This window comes from Paenibacillus sp. 10L310 (genome assembly GCF_056395745.1).
Window position 1 is genome coordinate 469,524 of record NZ_JBFTKC010000001.1, and the last position, 23,594, is coordinate 493,117.

23 protein-coding genes are annotated in these 23,594 nt (G+C 46.6%); 19 read left to right on the forward strand and 4 right to left on the reverse strand.

The annotated features are described in order from the left end of the window. The first annotated feature begins 32 nt into the window (after nt 1-32). From pheS to AC1DE7_RS02500, 3 genes are all read left to right on the forward strand, one after another. Entirely contained in the window at nt 33-1,067 is a 1,035-nt protein-coding gene (gene pheS / locus AC1DE7_RS02490) for a phenylalanine--tRNA ligase subunit alpha (protein WP_047842255.1), read from the forward strand. An 82-nt stretch (nt 1,068-1,149) separates the two neighbouring features. After that, nucleotides 1,150-3,603 (forward strand): phenylalanine--tRNA ligase subunit beta, encoded by a 2,454-nt coding sequence (pheT, locus tag AC1DE7_RS02495; RefSeq protein WP_127544430.1) that lies wholly within the window; start codon nt 1,150-1,152, stop codon nt 3,601-3,603. A gap of 138 nt (nt 3,604-3,741) precedes the next feature. Continuing rightward, the gene (locus AC1DE7_RS02500; RefSeq protein WP_477533696.1) at nt 3,742-6,450 is read left to right on the forward strand and encodes a hypothetical protein; all 2,709 of its coding nucleotides are present in this window, start codon (nt 3,742-3,744) and stop codon (nt 6,448-6,450) included. A gap of 104 nt (nt 6,451-6,554) precedes the next feature. Here the strand turns inward: AC1DE7_RS02500 and AC1DE7_RS02505 are convergent, their stop codons facing one another. Together AC1DE7_RS02505 and AC1DE7_RS02510 are read right to left on the reverse strand one after the other, a co-directional pair. Beyond that, nucleotides 6,555-6,947, reverse strand: a complete 393-nt coding sequence (locus tag AC1DE7_RS02505; protein ID WP_036669784.1) for a cupredoxin domain-containing protein — start codon at nt 6,945-6,947, stop codon at nt 6,555-6,557. 220 nt (nt 6,948-7,167) lie between these two features. Beyond that, nucleotides 7,168-7,527, reverse strand: a complete 360-nt coding sequence (locus tag AC1DE7_RS02510) for a phage holin family protein (RefSeq protein WP_036610114.1) — start codon at nt 7,525-7,527, stop codon at nt 7,168-7,170. Nucleotides 7,528-7,714: 187 nt separating this feature from the next. Between AC1DE7_RS02510 and AC1DE7_RS02515 the strand changes: the two genes are divergently transcribed. The 4 genes from AC1DE7_RS02515 to AC1DE7_RS02530 all read left to right on the forward strand — a co-directional run bounded on the left by AC1DE7_RS02515 (nt 7,715) and on the right by AC1DE7_RS02530 (nt 12,601). Beyond that, complete coding sequence (locus tag AC1DE7_RS02515) at nt 7,715-10,081, forward strand: endonuclease MutS2 (RefSeq protein WP_047842259.1); 2,367 nt, start codon at nt 7,715-7,717, stop codon at nt 10,079-10,081. 37 nt (nt 10,082-10,118) lie between these two features. Continuing rightward, a complete protein-coding gene (locus AC1DE7_RS02520; protein WP_081745925.1) occupies nt 10,119-10,571 on the forward strand; it encodes a DUF350 domain-containing protein in 453 nt (150 codons plus the stop codon). Between the two features lie 119 nt (nt 10,572-10,690). Next, nucleotides 10,691-11,257, forward strand: a complete 567-nt coding sequence (locus AC1DE7_RS02525; protein ID WP_076327048.1) for a hypothetical protein — start codon at nt 10,691-10,693, stop codon at nt 11,255-11,257. A gap of 129 nt (nt 11,258-11,386) precedes the next feature. Beyond that, entirely contained in the window at nt 11,387-12,601 is a 1,215-nt protein-coding gene (locus AC1DE7_RS02530; RefSeq protein ID WP_477533697.1) for an MFS transporter, read from the forward strand. Nucleotides 12,602-12,690: 89 nt separating this feature from the next. Here the strand turns inward: AC1DE7_RS02530 and AC1DE7_RS02535 are convergent, their stop codons facing one another. Next, a complete protein-coding gene (locus AC1DE7_RS02535) occupies nt 12,691-13,911 on the reverse strand; it encodes an NAD(P)/FAD-dependent oxidoreductase (protein WP_127544422.1) in 1,221 nt (406 codons plus the stop codon). Between the two features lie 97 nt (nt 13,912-14,008). Between AC1DE7_RS02535 and AC1DE7_RS02540 the strand changes: the two genes are divergently transcribed. The 7 genes from AC1DE7_RS02540 to AC1DE7_RS02570 all read left to right on the forward strand — a co-directional run bounded on the left by AC1DE7_RS02540 (nt 14,009) and on the right by AC1DE7_RS02570 (nt 18,274). After that, complete coding sequence (locus AC1DE7_RS02540; RefSeq protein WP_036610100.1) at nt 14,009-14,245, forward strand: hypothetical protein; 237 nt, start codon at nt 14,009-14,011, stop codon at nt 14,243-14,245. A gap of 31 nt (nt 14,246-14,276) precedes the next feature. Next, nucleotides 14,277-14,672, forward strand: coding sequence for a spore coat protein (locus AC1DE7_RS02545; protein WP_477533698.1), 396 nt, complete (start codon nt 14,277-14,279; stop codon nt 14,670-14,672). 160 nt (nt 14,673-14,832) lie between these two features. Beyond that, complete coding sequence (locus AC1DE7_RS02550) at nt 14,833-15,333, forward strand: Lrp/AsnC family transcriptional regulator (RefSeq protein ID WP_024628343.1); 501 nt, start codon at nt 14,833-14,835, stop codon at nt 15,331-15,333. A 13-nt stretch (nt 15,334-15,346) separates the two neighbouring features. Then, entirely contained in the window at nt 15,347-16,555 is a 1,209-nt protein-coding gene (locus tag AC1DE7_RS02555; protein WP_047842264.1) for an aminotransferase class I/II-fold pyridoxal phosphate-dependent enzyme, read from the forward strand. Nucleotides 16,556-16,743: 188 nt separating this feature from the next. Further along, complete coding sequence (locus tag AC1DE7_RS02560; protein WP_179198508.1) at nt 16,744-16,965, forward strand: aspartyl-phosphate phosphatase Spo0E family protein; 222 nt, start codon at nt 16,744-16,746, stop codon at nt 16,963-16,965. A gap of 177 nt (nt 16,966-17,142) precedes the next feature. Then, nucleotides 17,143-17,694, forward strand: coding sequence for a type 2 periplasmic-binding domain-containing protein (locus tag AC1DE7_RS02565; RefSeq protein ID WP_017689626.1), 552 nt, complete (start codon nt 17,143-17,145; stop codon nt 17,692-17,694). Nucleotides 17,695-17,731: 37 nt separating this feature from the next. Further along, entirely contained in the window at nt 17,732-18,274 is a 543-nt protein-coding gene (locus AC1DE7_RS02570; RefSeq protein ID WP_036610092.1) for a bifunctional adenosylcobinamide kinase/adenosylcobinamide-phosphate guanylyltransferase, read from the forward strand. Nucleotides 18,275-18,359: 85 nt separating this feature from the next. Here AC1DE7_RS02570 and AC1DE7_RS02575 read toward each other — a convergent pair whose 3' ends face one another. After that, nucleotides 18,360-18,971, reverse strand: coding sequence for a DedA family protein (locus AC1DE7_RS02575; protein WP_047842265.1), 612 nt, complete (start codon nt 18,969-18,971; stop codon nt 18,360-18,362). A 148-nt stretch (nt 18,972-19,119) separates the two neighbouring features. On the opposite strand from AC1DE7_RS02575, the gene AC1DE7_RS02580 reads away from it, so the two are divergent. The 5 genes from AC1DE7_RS02580 (at nt 19,120) to AC1DE7_RS02600 (ending at nt 23,588) form a co-directional block, all read left to right on the forward strand. Then, nucleotides 19,120-19,695, forward strand: coding sequence for a cob(I)yrinic acid a,c-diamide adenosyltransferase (locus AC1DE7_RS02580; protein WP_036610088.1), 576 nt, complete (start codon nt 19,120-19,122; stop codon nt 19,693-19,695). Then, nucleotides 19,692-20,675: an RluA family pseudouridine synthase gene (locus tag AC1DE7_RS02585; protein ID WP_477533699.1), complete on the forward strand. Its 984-nt coding sequence runs from the start codon at nt 19,692-19,694 to the stop codon at nt 20,673-20,675. Before AC1DE7_RS02580 ends, AC1DE7_RS02585 begins: the two co-directional genes overlap by 4 nt. Nucleotides 20,676-21,077: 402 nt before the next feature. After that, entirely contained in the window at nt 21,078-21,443 is a 366-nt protein-coding gene (locus AC1DE7_RS02590; RefSeq protein ID WP_047842267.1) for an arsenate reductase family protein, read from the forward strand. 139 nt (nt 21,444-21,582) lie between these two features. After that, complete coding sequence (locus tag AC1DE7_RS02595; RefSeq protein WP_017689620.1) at nt 21,583-22,476, forward strand: 5'-3' exonuclease; 894 nt, start codon at nt 21,583-21,585, stop codon at nt 22,474-22,476. Nucleotides 22,477-22,481: 5 nt separating this feature from the next. Next, a complete protein-coding gene (locus AC1DE7_RS02600; RefSeq protein WP_477533700.1) occupies nt 22,482-23,588 on the forward strand; it encodes a phosphodiester glycosidase family protein in 1,107 nt (368 codons plus the stop codon). The last annotated feature ends 6 nt before the right edge of the window (nt 23,589-23,594 follow it).

Below are 23,594 nucleotides of genomic sequence, written 5' to 3' on the forward strand. Positions count from 1 at the left end.
GCAAAAACACCACAAAAAGGGGGCAATTACACATGAAAGAACGTTTAGAGGCATTGAAGATCGAAGCGCTGGAGCAGTTGTCTGGTGTGAATGATCCGCAGACGCTCAGTGATCTGCGTGTAAAGTATTTGGGGAAAAAGGGTGCATTGACTGAAATTTTGCGTGGTATGGGTGCACTTAGTGCGGAGGAACGTCCAGTTATTGGTCAAGTAGCCAATGATGTTCGGGCTGCCATTGAGGAAGTCATCGACAGCAAGCAGGATCAGTTCCAGAAGGAAGAGACGGCGAAGCGTCTGCAATCCGAGAAAATTGATGTGACTCTGCCAGGACGTCGTGGACGTCAAGGCGGACTGCATCCACTGACCAAAGTGGTACAGGAGATCGAAGATATTTTCATCGGTATGGGATACCGCGTTGCGGAAGGTCCTGAAGTCGAAATGGATTATTACAACTTTGAAGCATTGAATCTGCCGAAGAATCACCCGGCGCGCGATATGCAGGATTCCTTCTATGTTACCGAAGACTTGTTGATGCGTACCCATACATCTCCGGTTCAAGTACGTACCATGCAGAGCATGAAGGGCGAAGTGCCTGTCAAAGTCATCTGCCCAGGTAAAGTATACCGCCGTGATGACGACGATGCGACGCACTCTTTCCAATTCAATCAGGTTGAAGGTTTGGTCATTAGCGAAAACATTCGTATGAGCGATCTGAAAGGAACCCTGTTGCAATTCGTGCGCGAAATGTTCGGTTCCCACACAGAAATTCGTCTGCGTCCAAGCTTCTTCCCGTTCACAGAGCCAAGTGCAGAAGTGGATGTAACCTGTGTACAATGTGGCGGCAGCGGCTGTCGCGTATGTAAGCAAACAGGCTGGCTTGAAATTTTGGGCGGCGGTATGGTTCACCCGAAAGTACTGGAAATGGGTGGTTATGATCCGGAGAAATACAGTGGTTTTGCATTTGGTATGGGCGTAGAGCGTATCGCGATGCTGAAGTATGGTGTCGATGATATCCGTCACTTCTACAACAGTGATCTGACCTTCCTGAAGCAATTCGGACGGCTGTAACTTTAAGACAAGAAAGATTAACCATATAGAGCAAGCGAATGAACCGGGAACACCAATTTATAGATGAAGGAAGTGAACGTCCATGAGAGTATCGACAGATTGGCTGTCTGATTATATTTCCCTTGAAGGTGTGACGCCACAGGAATTGGCGGAGAAAATCACCCGTGCGGGTGTCGAAATTGATGTAGTGGAGAACCGCAACAAGGGCGTCAATAAAGTTGTTGTAGGTTATGTGAAGAGCAAGGAGAAACACCCCGATGCAGACAAACTGAATGTATGTGTCATTGATGCTGGTCAGGAAGAAGATCTGCAGATCGTGTGTGGTGCGAAAAATGTGGATGCAGGCCAAAAAGTAGTCGTAGCCCTGGTTGGAGCAAAGCTCCCTGGTGGATTGGATATCAAAAAAGCCAAACTGCGCGGTGTTGTATCCCTTGGCATGATCTGTTCCGCCAAAGAGCTGGGCATGAACGATAAATTGTTGCCGAAAGATCAGCAGGAAGGTATTCTCGTTCTGCCGGAACAAACAGAGGTTGGCACGCCAATCAGTCAGGTTCTTGGTCTCGACGATCATGTTCTTGAACTGGACCTGACACCGAACCGTTCCGACTGTCTCAGCATGCATGGGGCAGCTTATGAAGTGGGTGCCATTCTGGGTCGTGAAGTGAAGCTGCCAAGTCCCAAAGACCAACTGGTTGAAATTGGTGATGTAGCCGCGAATCATATCTCTGTAGAGATCAAGGCACAGGAGCAATGCATTCACTATGCAGCTCGTTATGTAACTGGCATTAAGCTGGGTGCTTCCCCGCTGTGGATGCAAAACCGTCTCATGGCGGCAGGTGTTCGCCCAATCAATAACATCGTTGATATCACGAACTATGTCATGCTGGAATACGGTCAACCGCTACATGCATTCGATGCGGATAAGCTGGAAAAGGGCCATATTGAAGTGCGGATGGCCAACGAAGGCGAAACGATTGTTACGTTGGATGGCCAAGAGCGCAAGCTGGAGCCGCACATGTTGCTCATCACGGACGGCGTGAAACCTGTAGCCATCGCTGGGGTTATGGGTGGCGAGAATTCCGAGGTATCGGAAGACACGGTGAATCTGTTGCTAGAGTCCGCCAAGTTCGACGGCGGAACCGTTCGGAAAACGTCGCGCCAACTGGGGCTGCGTTCCGAAGCAAGCATGCGTTTTGAGAAGGAAGTAGACCCGGGTGCGGTGATTACAGCTTTGGATCGTGCGGCTGAACTGATTCAGCGTTATGCTGAAGGTGAAGTGCACCAGGGAATCGTGGAAGCTGGAGCAGAAGCTGCGGAGAAACGTGTAATTCAATTGTCGCTGGACAGACTGAATCGTTATCTGGGAACTGATCTGTCTTTGCTTGAGGTAAAAACGATCTTCGCTCGCTTACACTTTGCATGTGGTGATGCTGATCAAGGATTGCTGGATGTGGAAGTGCCAACACGCAGAGGGGATATTACGCTTGATGTAGACTTGTTTGAAGAGATTGCACGCCTGTACGGATACGACAACATTCCAACCACATGGATTGAAGGGCCGACGACTCCAGGGGCATATACACGCTCTCAAGCAATGCGCCGCACGATTCGTGGATTGCTCTCAGGCAGTGGCTGGCAGGAAATGATCAGTTACTCCTTTGTACACCCGGATAAAGCGACATTGTTCCCGGCATTGACACAAGGCAGTAAAGCCGTGAAACTCGCGATGCCTATGAGCGAGGACCGTAGTGTGCTTCGTACGAGCATTTTGCCGCAAATGCTGGATGCAGCGGTGTATAACATGAACCGTAAACAGGATTCACTGGCTGTATTTGAAGTGGGCAATGTGTTCTTCACTGAAGAAGATCAGTTGACCAAGCAACCACATGAGATTCCGGTACTGGGCTTGCTGCTCACTGGTAATCGTGCAAGCCAGCAGTGGAATGTTGGAGCGGAGAAAGTAGACTTCTTCGATCTGAAAGGTGCTCTTGAGCATCTGTTCGCCTATGTGGGACTTGAACAACGCATTCGCTTGGTAGCAAACAGCCCTGAAGGATTCCATCCGGGACGTTCCGCATCGGTTTACCTGGAAGGTAAGGATGGCGGGGAAGGCACATTGATCGGTACATTGGGTCAATTGCATCCGGAACTGCAACAGCAGTATGATCTGAATGATGTGTACATCGCAGAGATTGCACTTGAATCGATCTACAATGAAGCAGACGCTGACATTCGTTATCGTGAACTTCCGCGTTTCCCAGCCATGGAACGTGATATTGCGGTTGTTGTGAATGAGGATATTGAAGCGGGAGATATGCTGCGCACCATTCGTGAATCGGCGGGTGAATTGTTACAAACTGTACAGGTGTTCGATGTGTTTACTGGTAGTAAACTGGGTGAAAACAAGAAAAGCGTGGCGATGGCACTGGTATACCGGAATCGTGAACGTACACTGACCGATGAGGAAGTTACTGAAGTTCATGCCCGTGTAGTGGCTCGTCTGGAAGAGCAATTCGGAGCGGAATTGCGTAAATAGGACAAAAGAAGATTTTTTGAACAAAGATTAGCAGGAATTGTTTGAAGTCACATCGAATCCTTAGCATTAGAGGATCGATGTGACTTTTTTGTGATTACAGCTTAGAATCAACATACAGACTTGAAGGAGGGCACAACTGTGACTACACCTGATCGTACACGCGTCACCGTAGAGATCTACGGGACTTCCTATAAACTGGTTGGCAGCAGTGCCGACTATATGAAACAAGTAGCTAACCTGGTGGATGAGCGTATGGGCGCAATCTCCAAGCAAAATTCCCGTCTGGATACTCCGCGTATTGCGGTACTGGCGGCTGTACATATGGCTGAACAGTCTCTTCAGACTCAGGAAATCCGTAATGAACTGAAGATGCTCACTGGAGAACGTACAGAACTGAGAAACGAATTGAATCGGTTAAACGCCATACAAAATGAACATCAACAAGAATTGGAACGGCGTGACCAGGCTCTTGCTGATTTGCAACAGCTGAAGATTGAAGCAGAGCAGGCGTTGCAAAAGTCCGAATCGGACAAAAATTCAGAGATAGCCAAGTTGAATAAGCTGCTGGAGCAAGAACGCGCTCAAGCAACGGAGCGAGTGCAGAAATTGCAGGCCCAAGCGACAGCACAACTGAAGGAAGCAGAAGCCAAGGGAACGAAACAGCTGAAGGAAATGGAAGAGAAAGCGGCTAACCAGCTTAAAAATGCACAGGCACAGGCTGCTTCCCAGCTCAAAGAAGCTCAGAACCGTTCTGTAGCCGAATTGCAGCAGGCGCAGGCCAAAGCTGCGGCGCAATATAAAGAGTTGCAGGACAAGACTGCAGCTCAATTAAAAGAAGCCGAAAGCCGTGCCGTTGCAGAACGTCAACAGATTGAAGCCAAGGCTGCGCAGCAGGTCCAGACAGCCAAGGAAGAAGCCGAGTCGGCCATTTTGTCCGAGTTGGAGCAGGCAGAGAGCAATCTGAAGAAAGCTCAGGAAGAGGCAGCGCTGCAATATAACGAACTTCAGCAACAGATGGAACTTCGTCTTCAACAGGCTGAAGAAAAAGCGCTGCAACAGACACAAGAGCTCACGGATCAGGCGAATCAGGAACGGGCTGACTTGCAGGAACAAGCGGAGCAGAAGCGCCTGACTGAGATAAATCAGTTGAATGCGGAGTTCAAGGCGTTATCCGAGCAGTTGGAACTCGAATGGATGGAGAAAGAAGCAGCCCTCGAGGAACAATTGCAGCAAGCCAAGGAAGCAGCAACGTCCCAGGCAAAAGAAGCCGAAGCGGCGGCAGAGGCCTTGTTGCAAGAAGAACAGGGCAAGCTCAAGCAGCAACTTGAGGACCAACGTAAACAGGCGGAGACTCGACTATTAGATGTCGAAGAGCAATTAGAAGAAGTGATGACCCAGCTCATCAGTGCACAGGACATGGTTGCAGAGCAAGAACAGCAGCTTCAGCACGAGCGTGGTCAATTGGAATCGTTACGTCATGAGCATGGGGTCCGTAAACAGGAGCAGGAAGTTCAGACTCGCCGAATTACGGAACTGGAGCAACAACTGGAGCAGTTGAAAGAGGACCGTTCCCAGTTGCAGGAGCTACTGCGTGAAACGGAACAGGCTGCCCAACAATCCCGTGATTCACAGGAACAATGGAAGCAGAAGTATAATGAAACTGTGGATAGAGAAACCTCTCTCACAGCACAGCTACGCAAACTTCAGGAGCAACATGCACAGCTTGAACAGGAAGTTCAGAAGCTTCGTGAGGCTGAAGTGAAGTCGGAAGAGGAACAGCGCAGGTTGCATAAGGTGCTTGAACAGGCTCATGCTGCGGTGCGTACATTGCAGCATGAGATCGGCACGCTTACGGAACGTGAGCAGTCATGGAAGGACCTTGCTGAGCAACGATTGGCTGAGATCGGAGACCTGGAGAATCAGATTCTTGAAGTTGCTGAACAAAATGAAACGTTGGAGTCTGGTGTGCAATCCCTTCATGATGAATTGTCCGTGGTGAAGGAAGAGTCTCGTTTCAACCATGAAGAGGCTGTGCAATACCAGAAGGATGCAGAGCTTTTGGAAGAGAAACGCAATCAGCTTGAAGTTGAGCTAAATGTTGTTCGGGAAGAGCTGAACCGACTTCAGGATAACTATAAACAAATCCGTAATGATTACAGTGATGCATTACAACGGGAAGAGAATTACAGTTCCAAGCTGGATGAATTGAGCAAGGAGAAACAAGAGATTGTGAGCTCACTTGAAGAAGAGAGACAGTCTTCGGCTAAACTTTCCGAGCGTTACTCTGAGCAAGAGAGCCGGCTAGCCCAGACTGAGGAAGAAGCGTTGGAATGGCAGATCAAATACGAAGAACTGTCAGCCAAACAGACCGAGTTGGCATCCCGTCTGGAGCAGTTGACAAGACGTGAAGAAGAACTTCGCTCAAGTGTTGAACAAGCAGAGCAGAACGACCAGGTGTGGCAACGCCGTGCAGATGAATGGGCGGCTCAGGAACAATCCTGGCAGGAACGCTGGGCTACACTTGAGAATGAACTGACGGTTTGGAAGAGAGAAAGTGCTGCAAGTAGTGAGTTGCTGGAGGGACTGGAGCAAGAACGACAGCAACTGGACAAGTTACGTGCAGAAGCGACCCAAGAGAAAGAGATCATGGAAACTGAACTGCTTGAGATGGGGGAGCGTTACGAACTAGCGGCCAATCAATTACGTTTGTTACAGGTTGAACGTGAAATGGAGCAGGAGAAGGCAGAGCAGTTGAACACGGAATATCGTCAGTTGCATGATGAATATACGAAATTGCAGACGGAATATAACGAATGGATTGAATTGATTGAACAGGACCAGGCCTAGCGGAATGAATGTAGCAGAACTGGCTCGTGGGCAACGTACTCTGGTACAATTTGTTATACTAAAGAAGGAGCTCCCGTCGCTGCGGGGGCTCCTTGTCTTGAATACTATTCTTCAACGATAATTTTGGAGATCATGCTGCTGTGTCCTGAACCACAGAAGACAGAACAGGACATTTCAAACTCACCAACTTTGTCCGGGGTTATGACTTTGGAGCTATTTCTGGTATCCAGTTGAAGATTCAGCTCAGGCACAAGGATACCGTGATTTCCGTTTTCATTTTTATAAACAATGTTAACGGGAACGCCTTTTTTAAGATGGTACTCAGGTTGATCGAATTCATAGTTACTCGCCTTGATGACCAATTCTTCACTGGCTGTAACTCCAGCATCAGCATCGGATCCATTGCTGCCAGATTCTGCGGACTGTTTTGCTCCTCCACATGCAGTGAGGACCAGAATTAACATACAGGCAGCAAGCCATGTTATGCCTTTCTTCATCATGTGCCTCCTTAAAGCGTGATATGGATAAAATTTGAATGATTGCTCCAGTCATCATACCGCAATATGTGGATGCCTGTACACGCTGCGTATGTCGTTTTCTTGAAAATTGTACATGTACGGCAGAGCGTGTGTACTGCCCGAATGAAATAAACCCCTTCCGGCACAGGGCCTTCAGAGGTTTAGGAGAATACATGGGGACGTTAGGGTGAAGTGGAGATTAACTTTTGGAGCTTCGTCCGGCATCAAAAGGGGTGGATACCGGGATGAAGAGATCGATAATCCCGATAACCAGCGCAGCGAGAATGGCACCGAGCAGGCTGACTTCAACATGATCTACAACATATTGACCAAGCCAAATCACCAGTGCGCTAACGATAAATCCGACAATACCGCGACCAAACGGGTTGACTCTTTTGCCGAAGATACCTTCAACGATCCAGCCGAGCAGGGCAATGACAAGAGCAAGCAACAGAGCGCTCCAGAAGCCACCAACGGCGAATCCGGGAACGATCCAGCTGACCACCATTAATACAATTGCAGCGATGACAAATCGCACGACATGTCCCAGGAAATTCATGGTGTTTACCTCCTTTTATTCGGATTGAACTGAGCAGGGCAACTCCAAGGGGATGGAGAGGTTGCACAATCCTGACACCTGTAGTTTGTGGTGTTATGGTTGAAGTTATGTGTGGAAGGATTCGTTAAATAGCGTAAGAAAGTTTCTTTCGTTATAATACAGATATAGTTTGGAAGGAGTTGTACACTTGGACACGAAAATTTTACACACACTGGAATATCGCAAAATTTTAAATACATTGCTCAGCTTTGCCCAGACGACCATGGGAAAAAAGAAAGCGGAGCAACTTGAACCAAGCAGTGAACTTGAAGAAGTGAAGCGATTGCTGCAGCAAACCGATGAAGCCTTCACATTTGATCGCCTGAAAGGCTCACCGTCGTTTGGAGGAATTGTAGATATTACGGCTTCCATCAAACGTGCTGAAATTGGAGGCACACTTAACCCTCACGAACTTTTGGGAATATCCAATACAACCTTTGCGGCGCGGCGATTGAAACGTCAGATTGGTACTTTGCATGAAGATGAGCCCATCGAATCATTGTTCTATATCAGTGATCAACTGTCAGAGCAAAAAACGCTTGAGGATGCCATCAAAATCTGTATTGACGATAATGCAGAGGTTGCCGATAGTGCAAGCGTAACGTTGGCGCAGATTCGTCGTGAGCTGCGAGGCGGAGAAGCGCGAATTCGCGAAAAACTGGATTCCATGATTCGATCCTCTACCGTATCCAAGATGCTTCAGGATCAGCTCATCACCATCAGAGGAGACCGTTTTGTTATCCCGGTGAAAGCTGAATATCGTTCATACTTTGGCGGGATTGTGCACGATCAATCTGGTTCGGGTGCGACATTGTTCATTGAGCCGGAATCGATTGTTGCAATGAACAACAAATTACGTGAAACCCGGATTCGGGAAGAACGCGAAATAGAAATTATTTTGCAGAAATTGACGGCACTTGTCAGTGAGCAGGGAGAGTGGCTGTTGTATGATGTCGACTTGCTGGGATCACTTGATTTTATCTTTGCCAAAGCACGTCTGGCTCGTGAACTGAAAGCAACATTGCCTCGCATGAATGACCGCGGGTTCCTGAAGCTCAAGAAAGGCCGTCATCCACTGATTCCGATTGAAAACGTGGTTCCAATTGACATAGAGTTGGGCAATGATTACACATCCATTATCGTGACAGGTCCGAATACGGGTGGTAAAACGGTAACGCTCAAAACAATTGGATTGCTGAGCCTGATGGCCATGTCCGGTTTATTTGTTCCGGCTGAGGATGGCAGTCAGTTATGTGTATTTGATGCGATCTATGCAGACATTGGGGACGAGCAGAGTATCGAGCAGAATCTGAGTACTTTCTCCAGTCATATGACCAACATCATTCGCATTCTGAAAAACATGACACCAAAAAGTTTGGTATTACTCGATGAACTTGGCGCAGGGACAGATCCGGCTGAAGGTTCCGCACTGGCGATCTCCATGCTGGAGCATATGCACCGGACGGGATGTCGCATGGTTGCAACCACTCACTACAGTGAACTGAAAGCATACGCATATGAGCGTAAAGGTGTTATTAATGCCAGCATGGAATTTGACATCAACACACTGAGTCCAACCTATCGCCTTCTGGTGGGTGTACCTGGACGAAGTAATGCATTTGCCATTGCAGAGCGACTGGGATTGCCGGGTTACATTCTCGACTACGCCCGTGGCGAAGTGAAGGAAGAGGATCAACGGATTGAGCACATGATTGCTTCTCTTGAAGAGAACCGTCTTACGGCTGAACAAGAGCGTGAGAAGGCAGAGAGCTTGCGCCAGGATATGGAGAAATTACGCAGTCGTCACCAGACCGAACTGGAGAAACTGGAACAGCAACGTGATCGCCGGATTGAAAAAGCAGAAGAAGATGCACGCAGTATTGTGGACAAGGCTCGCGCGGAAGCGGAGAAGATTATAGCAGATCTTCGCCTGTTGGCTATGGAAGAAGGTGCTTCCGTGAAGGAGCACAAACTCATTGCTGCCCGCAAACAGCTGGACGAGGCTGAACCGGAGAAACGCAGAAAAACGGTTAAGAAAACGGCAACAGCGCCGAAGACTCGTGCTATCGGTCCTGGTGATGAAGTGCTTGTCTACAGTTTGAATCAAAAAGGCCATGTTGTAGAGATGGCGGGCAGCAAAGACGCTATGGTACAACTGGGGATTATGAAAATGAAAGTATCCCTGGATGATCTGGAACTGCAGCAATCGGCTCCCGCAGCCAAACCAAAGCAAAAACCGGTAACGGGTATGAAGCGCACACGTGATGACAATGTGAAAAGTGAATTGGATCTGCGTGGTACCAACCTGGAAGAAGCCCTGATGGAGACAGACCGGTTCATTGATGAAGCTTTCCTTGCCAACCTGGGCCAAGTTTATATTATTCATGGTAAAGGTACAGGAATTTTACGTTCCGGTATTCAGGATTACCTGCGTAAGCATAAACATATTAAAAGCTACCGGCTGGGCAATTACGGAGAAGGCGGGAACGGTGTGACCGTCGCAGAATTGGAATAGCCGGTCCATGAATCAATGATATTCTGCGACCTTATTCATGAAGGTCGCAGATGGGAGAGGGGAACGGTGCGTGATAGAAAGCATTGACCAATTGCTGTCTCATCCCTTGGGGATGGTACTCGGTTTTTTCTCGGTAGCGATTATGGAGCTGCTCGTATTTCTGGCTTGCTTCGAACTGGTGACCAAGTATAAATGCTGGACGGAGATCAAGAAGGGCAATGTGGCCGTTGCGATGGCTACAGGAGGTAAGATCTTCGGGATCTGCAACGTATTGCGGTTCTGCATACAAGCGAAATCTTCGGTATATGAAGCCATGACGTGGTCATTTGTAGGGTTTATCCTTCTGCTCATTGCCTATTTTTTGTTTGAATTCCTGACACCCGTGTTCTCCATTGATAAGGAGATCGAATCGGATAACCGAGCTGTCGGATTGATATCCATGATTATTTCAGTCTCGCTGTCGTTTGTTATTGGCGCGAGCATTATCTAGGGGGACTGGTCATGAAGATATTGATACGGATTTTGTTTGCGGCATCGATCGTGTTTTTTGCCATCGGTGTCATCTATGTAATGAATACATGATTATATGAAAGAGAAAGGTTGATCAATATGGAAACAACAGTATGCCCTTGGTGTCAGACGGAGATTGTATGGGATGAGGAGCTCGGTCCTGAAGAAGAGTGTCCTTATTGCCACAATGAGTTAAAAGGATACCGTACGCTCAACATTAACATCGATGATGAAGAGAACGATGAAGCTGAGGACGACATCTATGATGTAGACGATGTAACGAACGAGAAACAGACTACGGATCTTTCTGATCTGTGGGGGGATGAAGTCGAACTCAAATTGCCGGAGTTGCGAACGTTGACCAAATATGCGGATGAAGGTAATGATCTCATTCAGTATGAACAAGGTGTACAGAAGCAACTTGATCATCAGGAAGAAGTACCAGAGTGCCCGAATTGCCGGGAATTCATGATTCTCGCAGGTACACAAGCTACAACGCAGGATAACTTCACACCAGTTGCTAACGCAGCTTCAGGCGAAGGGTCACTATTGGCATCACCGTTTAAAGTATTGACCTATGTATGCTCGGGATGTTTCCAAGTTCAATACAGTCTGTCTGAGGAAGATCGTCTGCGTCTGATCAAGAACCTGAGCACGCAGGAATAAACATTTCGGCGATTCTAACCAATTTCATAGCAATCCTGAAGATTCATCATGTTTTCCTCTTGCTTGGGGCACGTTAACCCTAAGACCTACCTGTACATAGTTCACTTCAGGTGGATGAAGGAGGAGCAGATGAAGATTACTTTAGGCCGACAATCCATTCTGCTTTTGGGCGTGAATGGATTGTTTGCGTTAGCCGGAGCGCTGTCGGGAACCTTTTTGAATGTGTTTCTGTGGAAAAGCCGTCCGGATTATGCCATGTTGGGGTGGTTCACTCTCAGCCAGCAACTGGCCATTGGACTGACATTCTGGCTTGCTGGCAAATGGGTCAAGGAACACAATAAAATGAGTGCACTACGACTAGGTACTGCGCTGTCCGGTATATTTTATATGATAGTCCTCTGGGCTGGTTCCAAAGCTGTAGACTGGATATGGCCTCTGGGTATGCTACTAGGTTGTTCCTTGGGGTTATTCTGGATTGCATTTAATGTTGTGTATTTTGAAATAACGGATCGGGAAAACAGGGATTTATTCAATGGCTGGGTCGGGTTACTTGGTTCGATGACAGGAATTATAGGTCCATGGTTCTCCGGTCTGATTATTACTCGCATGACAGACAATACAGGATATCGACTCATCTTCACGGTATCACTCGTTATTTATGTCATAGCAGTAGTTTTTAGTTTTTTTCTGAAAAAAAGAAAGGTGAGCGGTACATACCGCTGGTCGGAACCTTGGATACAGCTATCCAAGCGGGATAGTCCCTGGAGGACCTTAGGCCTGGGTTTATTCGCTCAGGGTGCACGTGAAGGTGTCTTTGCCTTCCTGATTGCACTGCTTGTATATTTGGCTACCGCACAGGAGTACAAATTGGGGCAGTTCTCACTCATCACTTCAGCTGTGGCACTAGTAAGTTATTGGGCAGCCGGGAAATGGTTCAAACCACAGTATAGATCAAAAGGCATGTTCATTGGAGCCCTCATTCTGCTTGTTGTGCTTCTTCCTCTTCTCTGGAAAGTGACCTATGGTACGCTGTTAATCATGGGGATTGGGAGTGCTGTTGCGATGCCGTTATATGTATTACCGATGATATCAGCGGGATTCGACATGATGGGCACAAGTGGCGAAAATGTGGAGAAAAGGGTTGAACTTGTCGTTTTGAGAGAGTTATGCCTGATGCTTGGCAGACTATGTGGGTTGGCCATATTTATTGTGACGGTCTTAAATGCTCCGTCTCTACGCATGTTAACCTGGCTTATTATTATCCTTGGTGCTTCTCCGCTAATTGGATGGATCTTTATGCGCAAGTTATTGAACCGAACGGAAGGACAAGAGCCCTCTGCTTAGCAGGCTTATATAAACAGGGTACAGCGGCGGGAAAAGAGAACTTTCCGTGTGCTGTACCCTGTTTGTAGTTGTATTGATTCAGTTGTTGGTTATACAGGAGATGGTTTATTTGTACGTGTGAGAGAGAACAGATCCATATCAGGGTTTTGTTTGCCAGTAATAGCATCCACAATTAAGGAAGCAGCAATCATGCTGTATACGGTCCCGTTACCTCCATATCCTTCTACAAAATATGAATGCGGATAATCGGGATGTGTACCGATCAGGGGGAGGCCATCATTCGTATTACCAAACACAGCGCCCCAGGCATAATCGACTTCAAGATCATCTAAAGGGAAATAGGAACGGACCTCTTCCAGGAGTGTATCTCCCCGGTGTTTTGAACGTATTTCACGTTGATCCTCTCGAGGTGTTTCTTCATCCAAACCGCCTGCGATGATTCTTCCGTCCGGTGTTGTTCGCATATACAAATATGGGCGAGCTGTCTCCCAAATCATGCTGTGTTCAAACCATTCACTAAGATCAGACAACGGTTTGGTAGCAATCGCGTAGGTCGTTTTCAGATAGGCTCCGCGATCCTTTTTGATGTCCTGTGTCTCGTAACCGGCAGCAAATATGACTTTCTTGGCACGGATTTTACCGTTGGCAGTGTGGCAGACTACACCATCTTCATCGTATTCACAGTGTATCATCTCCGTCTGACCATAGATTCGAGCGCCACGCTTATTGGCGGATTCAAACAAGGCATGAACAAAACGATAGGGGTTCACTTCCGCATCTCCCATGGTGTACAGTGCAGCGGGTTTGCTGAAGGGGAAATGCTGGCTTATTTTGTCGGCATCCCACAGTTCAGCTTCAAAACCATAACGCTTCAAGGTCTGATATTCTTCCTCCAATAGGGCCACATCATCTTCACTGCTCGCAAAACAAAGACTTGTTCGTGGGATAAACCAAGGGTCTGTATCCAGGCTGTCTGCAATTTGAGCAAGTTGTTTCATGGCTTCACGACAAAGCTCATAAAAACGTACGCCTTTTGCTTCACCAAAAGTGTGGATACATGAGGTTAGTGTCTTGTCATTGGTGTATTGTAAAAGACCTGTATTGGCAGAACTGCTGCCGTTGGCAATGTCTCGCTTATCAATCACAACAGTGTTAACACCCTGTTCCGTGAGTAGTTTAGATGTCAATGCGCCCCCCATGCCCCCACCAATGATGAGGCAGTCACAAGAGATGTCTTCTTGCAGAGCAGAATAATTAAATGTTGAATTGAAAGTGGAGGGCCAGAAAGGTGTGCCATAGACCAGATCCATTAGAAACATCTCCTTTATAATTTAAATTTGTATACTTTTGTGTGACCGGGTTAACAATAATTGCGCATAAACTTTATGCCGAGGAGGCCATCGAAACATGCAGAATCATACTATGCAAGCGCTGAGTCCCAAGGAATTGAACTACATTGCGGACTCTATCACCAATGAAGAACTGCTGATTAAGCAGTGTGCAGCCACAGCTTCCATCACACATAATCCACAAATTCAACAAGCTCTGAATCACTATGTTCGCTCACATGAACAACATCTGAACACGCTTGTCAATGCACTGCAGCAACATCAGTCTCTTGCACCGGCGCAAGTCAGTAATTGAAGACAACTCTAACTGTATAGGAGGAAAACGCATGTATTCTCAATCTTTGTCATCTGGTGGAAATTTTATGCAGGAGCAGGATCTGCTGAAGTCGATTCTTGCAGATTTAAGACGAACCTCACGCGAATATACGACTGCGACAACGGAAGCTTCCTGCCCCATGACACGTCGAATGTTCACAGACCTGACGAACGATACCCTAAGATTACAAGGGGAACTGTTCAATCTGATGCAGCAAAACAACATGTATTCTGTCTCATCCAAGGCACTTCGTCAGGATGTGGACAAGCAAATTCAGTCCGCCCACCAGACCCAACAAAAGTGTCAGCAGTTCATTCAGGAAAAGAATACGCAGAACAGTTCATATAGCCAAGCTCCTAATGTGCCGCAGCATCAACCGAATTACGGTAACCCTTATTACATGTAACCTTTGCAAAAGAGGTTTGAAGCACCTAATGGTAAAGGACCATACCACCGCTTGCCTGAATTCAGGGCAGGCGGTCTTTTGTCTATGCATCAACGTCAAATTCATGTAATATAAGTATTAATTCATTTTCAGGAACCTGGATGATGCTGGAGGGAAAACCATGAAAGATTTGAACGATCTGCAATTAAAAGTTCTGGATCTGCTAAAGGAAGACGCGAGAAGGACTCCCGCACTGCTGTCGACGCTGCTGGGGGAGTCGGAAGACAAGATCAAGAACGCCGTGGCACAGCTAGAACAAGACCACGTCATCGTGAAATACGCAACCGTCGTGAACTGGAGCAAAATAGATGATGAAAAAGTAACGGCCCTGATTGAAGTGCAGATCACGCCGGAGCGTGGTCGTGGTTTTGAAGGGATTGCCGAACGTATTTATCTCTATCCGCAAGTAAAGTCCGTATATCTCATGTCCGGTGCATACGATCTGCTCGTTGAAGTGGAAGGTGGCAACCTGCGTGAAGTCGCTAATTTTGTGTCGGAGAAACTGTCTCCGATAGACTCTGTACTTTCAACCAAAACGAATTTTATTCTTAAAAAATATAAGCAGGACGGGATTATCTTTGAAGACCATCAGGAAGACAACCGTCTCATGATCTCGCCGTAAAGGAAGATGTGTCATGATAGTGAATGAACAGACAACCGGGAACAACAAGAAAATGACATCTTATCTGGCACCCCTCGTGCAGCAGATACCTCCATCCGGAATTCGTAAATTCTTTGATCTGGTTGGAGACAACAAGGATATTATCACTTTGGGTGTGGGTGAACCTGATTTTGTTACCCCTTGGCATATGCGTGAAGCTTGTGTATACTCGCTGGAAAGAGGTATGACCAGTTACACATCCAACGCAGGTATGCCGAAGTTGAGAGAAGCTATTAGTGAATATCTGGATACTCAGTTTGATACCAAATACGATCCCAAGGATGAGATTATTGTTACGGTGGGTGGCAGTGAAGCGATTGACCTGGCTTTGCGAGCATTAATCGTACCTGGTGACGAGATTCTCATTCCTGAACCTTCGTACGTGGCGTATTCACCAATCGCTTCAATCGGTGGCGGTATACCAGTTGGTGTTGATACCTATGCGAAAGATCAGTTCAAGTTAACGGCCGAAGCACTTGAAGCTGGCATCACACCGAAGTCGAAAGTGGTTATTCTGTGTTATCCGAGTAATCCGACTGGAGCCATCATGACGTATGAAGAGTGGCTGCCTATTGCTGAAGTGATTAAAAAGCATGATCTGATTGTGATCGCGGATGAAATTTACGCTGAATTGACGTATACGCAAAAACATGTTAGTTTTGCAGCTATCCCTGACATGAAGGAGCGGACCATTCTCGTAAGCGGATTTTCGAAGGCTTTTGCAATGACAGGTTGGCGGATCGGTTACATGTGTGGTCATCCTGAGCTTATTGCAGCCATGCTCAAAATCCATCAGTATACGGTAATGTGTGCGCCGGCCATGGGTCAGGTTGCTGCACTTGAGGCGTTGACAAATGGTTTGGGTGAGAAAGATCGGATGGTAGAATCGTATAATCAGCGTAGACGTTTAATTGTGCAGGGCTTCAGAGATATTGGACTTGATTGTCATGAACCTCAGGGAGCATTCTATGCATTCCCGAGCATTCAAAAGACGGGTATGAGTTCAGACCTGTTTGCTGAGCGATTGTTAACGGAGAATAAAGTGGCTGCTGTTCCGGGCAATGTTTTTGGCCCTCAGGGTGAAGGCTTCTTGCGTTGTTCTTACGCTACTTCTGTAACCCAATTAAATGAAGCTTTGGAACGAATCGGAAACTTTGTTTACAAACTGCAAAAAGAGGGTTAATACTAAAGTAGAATCTTTTTACAAATGTGACATTTTTATCATTGGAAAAAAATAACTTTCTTTTACAAAATAATGTGATATAATTTCAATTTGAAATAAGTTTTCATAAATTTGGAAACCATTTTTCCAAGGAGGGGTTAGCTTTGTTTTGTGTTGAATATGATTTACCGACGAATCGTGGGCACTATCTGGCAGAAGGCGATCATGGCGACCGATGGTCGGTGAAACCCGATAACGCATCTTTGCATGACATTTCCTTGGAAGATGAAATTCATATGCTTCGTCGCAAGATGGAACAGATCTTCCTCGAAGAGAAATCATTCACATCCGATATTGTAATTGAAATCAGCAGTTTGCTGGATTTAAAGATTAATGAATATATGAAGGCTAACCCGATTAAAGCAAAATAACGTTTATGCTGGATTGAAACGTTTCATTAATCGAATTAGAAAGTAAAGAAAGGGAGACCTGAGAAGGTCTTCTTTTTTTGTGTGTAAAGGCAGGGTGATCCCCCGATAAGCCAGGTTATTTTTTTGCGTGGAACAATTGTGATATATTGGACATAGGAGACTAAAGGGGGAACTGGAATGAAGAGATTTTGGGGGCTTACTGCAATCATTTCTATCGTTTTTCTGCTTGCTGGTTGTGGAGGTAAAGATGGTTTTTCCATATTCATCATTGATAACCAAGGAAATCCATCTGTAATCTCAGAGCAGTTACAGGCCAATCTGCAACAGAAACTGGGCGAGGAACCCAAGGTAGAAGTGATCACCAGTGCGATGTATGATGTTCAGAAAATTATGGTAGAATATGCGGCTGGAGGACATGATATTTTCATATTGCCTGAATCCGACATGAAACAATACGGAAGTAATGGCTCCAATGTTCCGCTGGATGATACTTTTGATCCCAAGAAGTTTGAACGGGGTGTATTTGAGGGTGGAGTATTGGTAGAGAAGGGTGAAGGAGATGGAGGTTCAGATCTCAAGCAAGAATCACATCTTTACGGCATTCCACTCGAAGATATGAAAATGTTTAAAGATGTAGAATATGCTGCGAGCAATTTGTTCGCTACCATTCCAGTGTCATCTTCCAATGTCGAAGAATCCAAAAAAGTGCTGAAGGCGCTGACAGAGTAAAGAAAATTCAGAATGGCTATGGAAGGAGGGAAGCGGATTGCTGATTACGGTCACAGGCGGCATAGGTAGTGGTAAAACCCGGTTTGCCCTCAAGTACGCAGCCGGGATTAGCCGGGAGGGTGTATATTTATCCACCGGTGATCATGATCCCGTTATTCCCGAATTGCCATCCGCTCATTATCGTGCCATTCATGCCGGGAACGGTCAGCATCTGACAGAGGTGATCACCCAGATTAATCGGGAATCCAATCTGTTTTTGGCGGATCAGCGAATTGTAATTGTAGACAGTCTGACCTCCTGGATGGCTGCCGGTTTCAGGGCAACAAAGGATCTGGATCATCAGCGTTCAGAGACACAGCTTTTGCTTGATGCATTATTGTCTTATCAGGGGAAGTTGCTTGTGATTACCAATGAAATGCATGGCACATTGCATCCTACCGAGGAAGAACGAATATTTACAGCGAGAATGGCTTCGGTTAATCGTATGCTGCAGATACATGCTGAAAAGATGTATTTGCTGGTATCTGGTCTGGCTATCGATCTTAAAAGTCAGGGCATGCGAAATGAAGATGAACGATAGTGAGATGACATAAACGGGTGATATAAAGAAGCCTCCTTAACCACGAATTGGTGGCGAGGAGGCTTTATTTATTAAGCTATTCTTTTTATTTCTGCTTTTTGTTACGTCTGATCCACCAGATGATACATCCGATGAGAATGATGGCCAGAATGACATACACTACAATGGAATAGACGTCCATAAAGTGCAAAATGCTCTCCCATGATGCGCCAAGCGCAGCACCAACGCAGACAAGAATGACATTCCAGATCAATGTACCAATGGTTGTAAAGAGAAGGAATAAACCAAATTTCATATTGGACATGCCTGCGGGAATGGAGATAAGACTACGAACGAGGGGAACCATTCGGCAGAATAATACGGTCCACATGCCATATTTGTCAAACCATGCATCGACACGGTGAATATCCTCTTTTTTGATGCGCAGAACATGTCCCCAGCGTTCCACAATTTTCTCAAGGCGTTCGACGTCAATGAGTAAACCAATACCATACAGGATCACAGCACCAAAGACAGAACCAATAGTTGCGGCGATAATAACTCCTGGAAGAGTGAGACTGGTATAGGTGGTCATAAATCCGCCAAACGGCAAGATGATTTCGGATGGAATCGGGGGAAATACGTTCTCAAGAGCAATAATGAGTGCAATGCCTATGTAGCCGTATTGTTCCATGAAATCGGTTATCCAGTTTTGCATAATCGTCTCCTTTACTTTTGGTTTCCTTTGATTTGTCGTATACTCGGCAGAGCACACCAATTCTTATATACGTGTAAAGCGATAGACGGGTTTCTGAAAAAATGGCATTCCCGTATTCATTATTATATTACCAATTGGAGGGATAACGATGGGCATATATACACGAACAGGTGACGAAGGACAGACTTCGGTCATCGGTGGACGCGTCATCAAGGATGATGACCGAGTTGAGGCTTATGGTACGATTGATGAGTTGAACTGTTTTGTAGGCCAGGCGATCAGCCTTATTGACTCGGCTCAAGGGGAATTTGAAGATCTGCGTGAACACCTGTTGGAAGTTCAGCAGGAACTGTTTGATTGCGGGTCGGATCTGGCCTTTGTGAAGATCAGTGAGACCAAATATAAGGTGAGAGATGAAATGGTCACACGTCTGGAACAATGGATCGACCAGTATGATGCAGAGAACCCAAAAGTGGAACGATTCATTATTCCTGGTGGCAGTCAGCTGTCTTCTGCTCTTCATGTGTGCCGTACTGTATGTCGTCGCGCAGAGCGTCGCACGGTAACACTTGGACAACATACAGATATTAATCCGTCTGTACGACGGTATCTAAACCGACTGTCTGATTACTTCTTCGTGGTTGCACGGACAGCCAACGCGAGACAACAGGTGGCGGATATTGAATATGTGCGGAGCAAAAAAGTCTTCCGCCGCAAAGAATGAGCCAGTATTATTCGCCGATTGTCTACACGGTGACCGAACAAGAAGATGGCTGGCTGCTGAAGACCGTGCTTCAGCGGCGGCTGCTGGTGTCGCGTAAGCTTTTGTCCAAAATTAAGCTGACGGAGCAAGGTGTCATGCTTAATGGAGAGCGCGTGTACATTAGCGTCAAGGTAGCTACGGGTGATGTCGTTGAAGTTCGGATGGAGCAAGAGGAATCGGATGATATTTTGCCCGAGCCTATTCCATTTACCTTTCTGTATGAAGATGAGCACTTGCTTATTGTCAACAAGGATGCGGGCATCATCGTTCATCCAACACATGGACATTACACGGGGACTTTGGCAAATGGCGTTGTTCATTACTGGAAAACCAAGGGCGAGCGTTTCCGGTTCAGACCGATTCATCGACTTGATCAGGAAACGTCAGGTGTGCTCGCAATAGCCAAGAACCCTTATGTGCATCAGCATGTCTCTGAACAGATGATCGCTGGAACAGTAGACAAGAAATATATTGCACTTGTGCACGGCAGCCCTGTCCCGGAACAAGGGGCAGTAGATGGCCCGATCGATCGCGATCCTGAAGAGCCACACCGCCGAATCGTAACACCTGATGGTTACGCTGCAAGAACGTTGTACACAACCTTAACACGTTGGTCAGGGGGCAGCGCCAGTGCGATAAGCCTCAAGCTGGAAAGTGGCAGAACCCATCAGATCAGGGTTCATATGACGTCCATCGGCTGCCCGTTGATAGGTGATCGAATGTACAAGACACTACCTGTGCATGAGATCGATGAGCAGACCATGGCTGTTCGAGAAGAACGGGATACCTGGATCGAACGCCAGGCATTACACGCTTGTGAATTGACGTTTGAACATCCAATTCTAAAGGAACGCATAACGTTCCAAGCTCCTTTTCCAGCAGATATGGCCGCGCTAGAGAAGCGTTTGAATGATGACGCAGCTCCCAGAGAAGAACTGTAGGAAGCTGCGAAGGGGCTCTTAGTTTTGCACCTCGTATCGCAGTTTCCTGCACAGCCTGTCCTGTTTGGAGTTCAACGCTGTTTGTCTTACCCTTGTGAGGGATGCTTAATGCACCCGAACAACATGCCGTAGGCTAATCTTTATGGTTCTATGGTTAATGTATTGATGTTTACCAATTTGATGTTAAATATTTCAAGGATTCAAATCTCAAAAGCTTTTAAGGATACAAAAGCTGTAAGATTTTGATCCGAAAAAATATAGACGAATGTGAGTTTTTGATCTCATTCGCAAAAGTCAGTAAAATTACATGGCGATGGTATCGATTTGGAGCGACTTTTGGATTTGCGAAGCAAACCAAGGGAAGCGAGAAGTCGAAACCGGAGCAGAGGAGGAACACATACCATGAGTAACTTAAAAATATATCAATATGCCAAATGCGGCACATGCCGCAAAGCTGTAAAATGGCTTGAAGCTCAAGGACATGAGCTGGAGTTAATCCCTATTTTTGACTCACCGCCATCCGAATCTGAACTAACAGAACTCATCCAAAAGAGCGGGCTGGAAGTGAAAAAGTTCTTTAATACGAGTGGGGAAGTATACAAAGAACAACAACTGAAGGACAAACTTCCGGGAATGTCAGCTGATGAACAGATTCGTTTATTGGCTTCCAATGGTCGTCTGATCAAACGTCCGATCGTTACGGATGGAGAAAAGGTGACGGTTGGATTCAAGGAAGAAACGTACGAGCAGGAATGGAATAACGCATAAACGCGCTGAATATCAGCCTTGAATTGTTCAAAATTCAGGGCTTTTTTGGCTGAACGATGGTTGGCGGAACTATGCTATAATGATAGAATTAGTTTCGATATTTTATATGCTAGATTTAGATAGGAGAGAACAAATTCAAGTGAATCAACGTAATGAGCCTACTTTGTTGCTGGTAGACGGTATGGCGGTGTTGTTCCGTGCTTTTTATGCGACATCTGCAAGCGGATATATCAGACGTACAAAGGCAGGATTGCCTACCAACGCAGTCTACGGATTTATCCGTTATTTCTGGGATGCGGTTCAGACTTTTGGGCCAAGTCATGTCGTATGTTGTTGGGATATGGGCGGTAAGACGTTCCGCGGTGAAGAATATGCAGCCTACAAAGGCAACCGGGCCGAAGCTCCGGATGACCTGATTCCCCAATTTGCTCTGATTCGTGAAGTCATGGATAGCCTGGGTATTCCGAATATAGGTGCACAAGGATTCGAAGCCGACGATTGCATCGGAACGCTTGCGAAGTATTATACCGAAGAGACCGATATGAATGTTATGGTACTGACGGGTGACCACGACATGTTGCAACTGATCAATGACCGCACAAGTATCATTATTATGAAAAAAGGCCATGGCAACTACATGGTGTACAACCCTGAAACGCTCATGGCTGAGAAACAACTGACACCTCGTCAAGTGATTGACATGAAGGGTCTGATGGGAGATGCCAGCGACAATTATCCCGGAGTACGGGGAATTGGTGAGAAAACAGCGTTGAAGCTTGTACAGGAATACGGCTCCATTGAAGGGATTCTGAGCAACATGGATAAACTGACCCCTTCGGTGCGTAACAAGATTGAGAATGATCTGGACATGCTTCATCTGTCCCGCAAACTGGCAGAGATTCATTGTGCTGTTCCGGTTGCCTGTGCGCTGGATATCTGTGAATTGCGTCTTGATCCGGATATGGTGATGGACAAGTTTGAACAACTTGAGATGAAGAGCCTTGGCTCTTGGATGGGAGTGGCAATAGGGTGAGCAACATGAATAACGTACGAACAGGCAAAAAGTGGTGGACAGGGGCTATGGCCCTCGTCCTGGCCTTGCCCGTAATTCTTTCGGGAGCAGTAAGTGCACCACAGACAGTGGATGCCAAAGCAGCAATTAACACCAAAGTACAGAAAGTAAAAGTAGCAGGACGTAATTTTACCGTACAGACCGTTTCGATTCCAAAGGGAACACCGGTTACCGTGGGACTCGCGAAGAAGCAAGTTGGCCAGACGGCAACCTTGCCATCGATTGTGAAAGCCTATGGTGCGCAAGCAGCCATTAACGGAGCATTTTTTGAAGCATATAACGGAGCACCAGATCCATACGGTATGTTAATAGCAAATGGTAAGGTCGTACATATTGGAAGATACGGAACATCCATCGGATTTAAGGAAGACGGCTCGGCGATCATGGATTCACTTCAGGTGAGTTTGACAGGTAAAGTAACGGATACAAAAGGTAAATCACGGAGTTGGTATGCAACCTTTATTAATCGAACACCTTCAGCGAACGCAAGCATTACGATGCTGTATACGCCTGAACGAGGTGCCACAGTCGGATTCAAAGGTGGCACTGCGGTTGTCATGGAGAAAGGTATCGTGACCAAAAAAGTGCCCAATACAAATGTAGCGATTCCTAAGAATGGCTCGGTACTGGTTTTCACAGGTAATCAGAAGTCTTCTTCGGACCGTTTCACCGTTGGTTCGACCGTAGAAATGAATTATAAGTATACGAACGCAGCAGGCAAAGAGATCCCTTGGCAAGATGTAGTGACTGCTGTTGGGGCAGGACCCCGTCTGGTAAAAGACGGCAAGGTAGCTGTCAATCCGACGAGCGAAGGTTTCAAGGATGCCAAGATTCTTAATGCTTCCGGAGCCAGAAGTGGTATTGCGATCATGGCGGACGGTTCTGTTATGCTGGCTACCGTTTCCGGAGCAACAATCAAGGAGTGGGCAGCGGTGATGCAGAAGCTTGGTGCCAAACAGGCCATGAATCTGGATGGCGGTGCTTCCTCGGGTATGTATGCCGGTGGCAAAATGCTGACTTCTCCAGGCCGGCTCTTGAGTAATACACTCGTATTTGGCGGCTCCGTGCGTTAAAAGAAA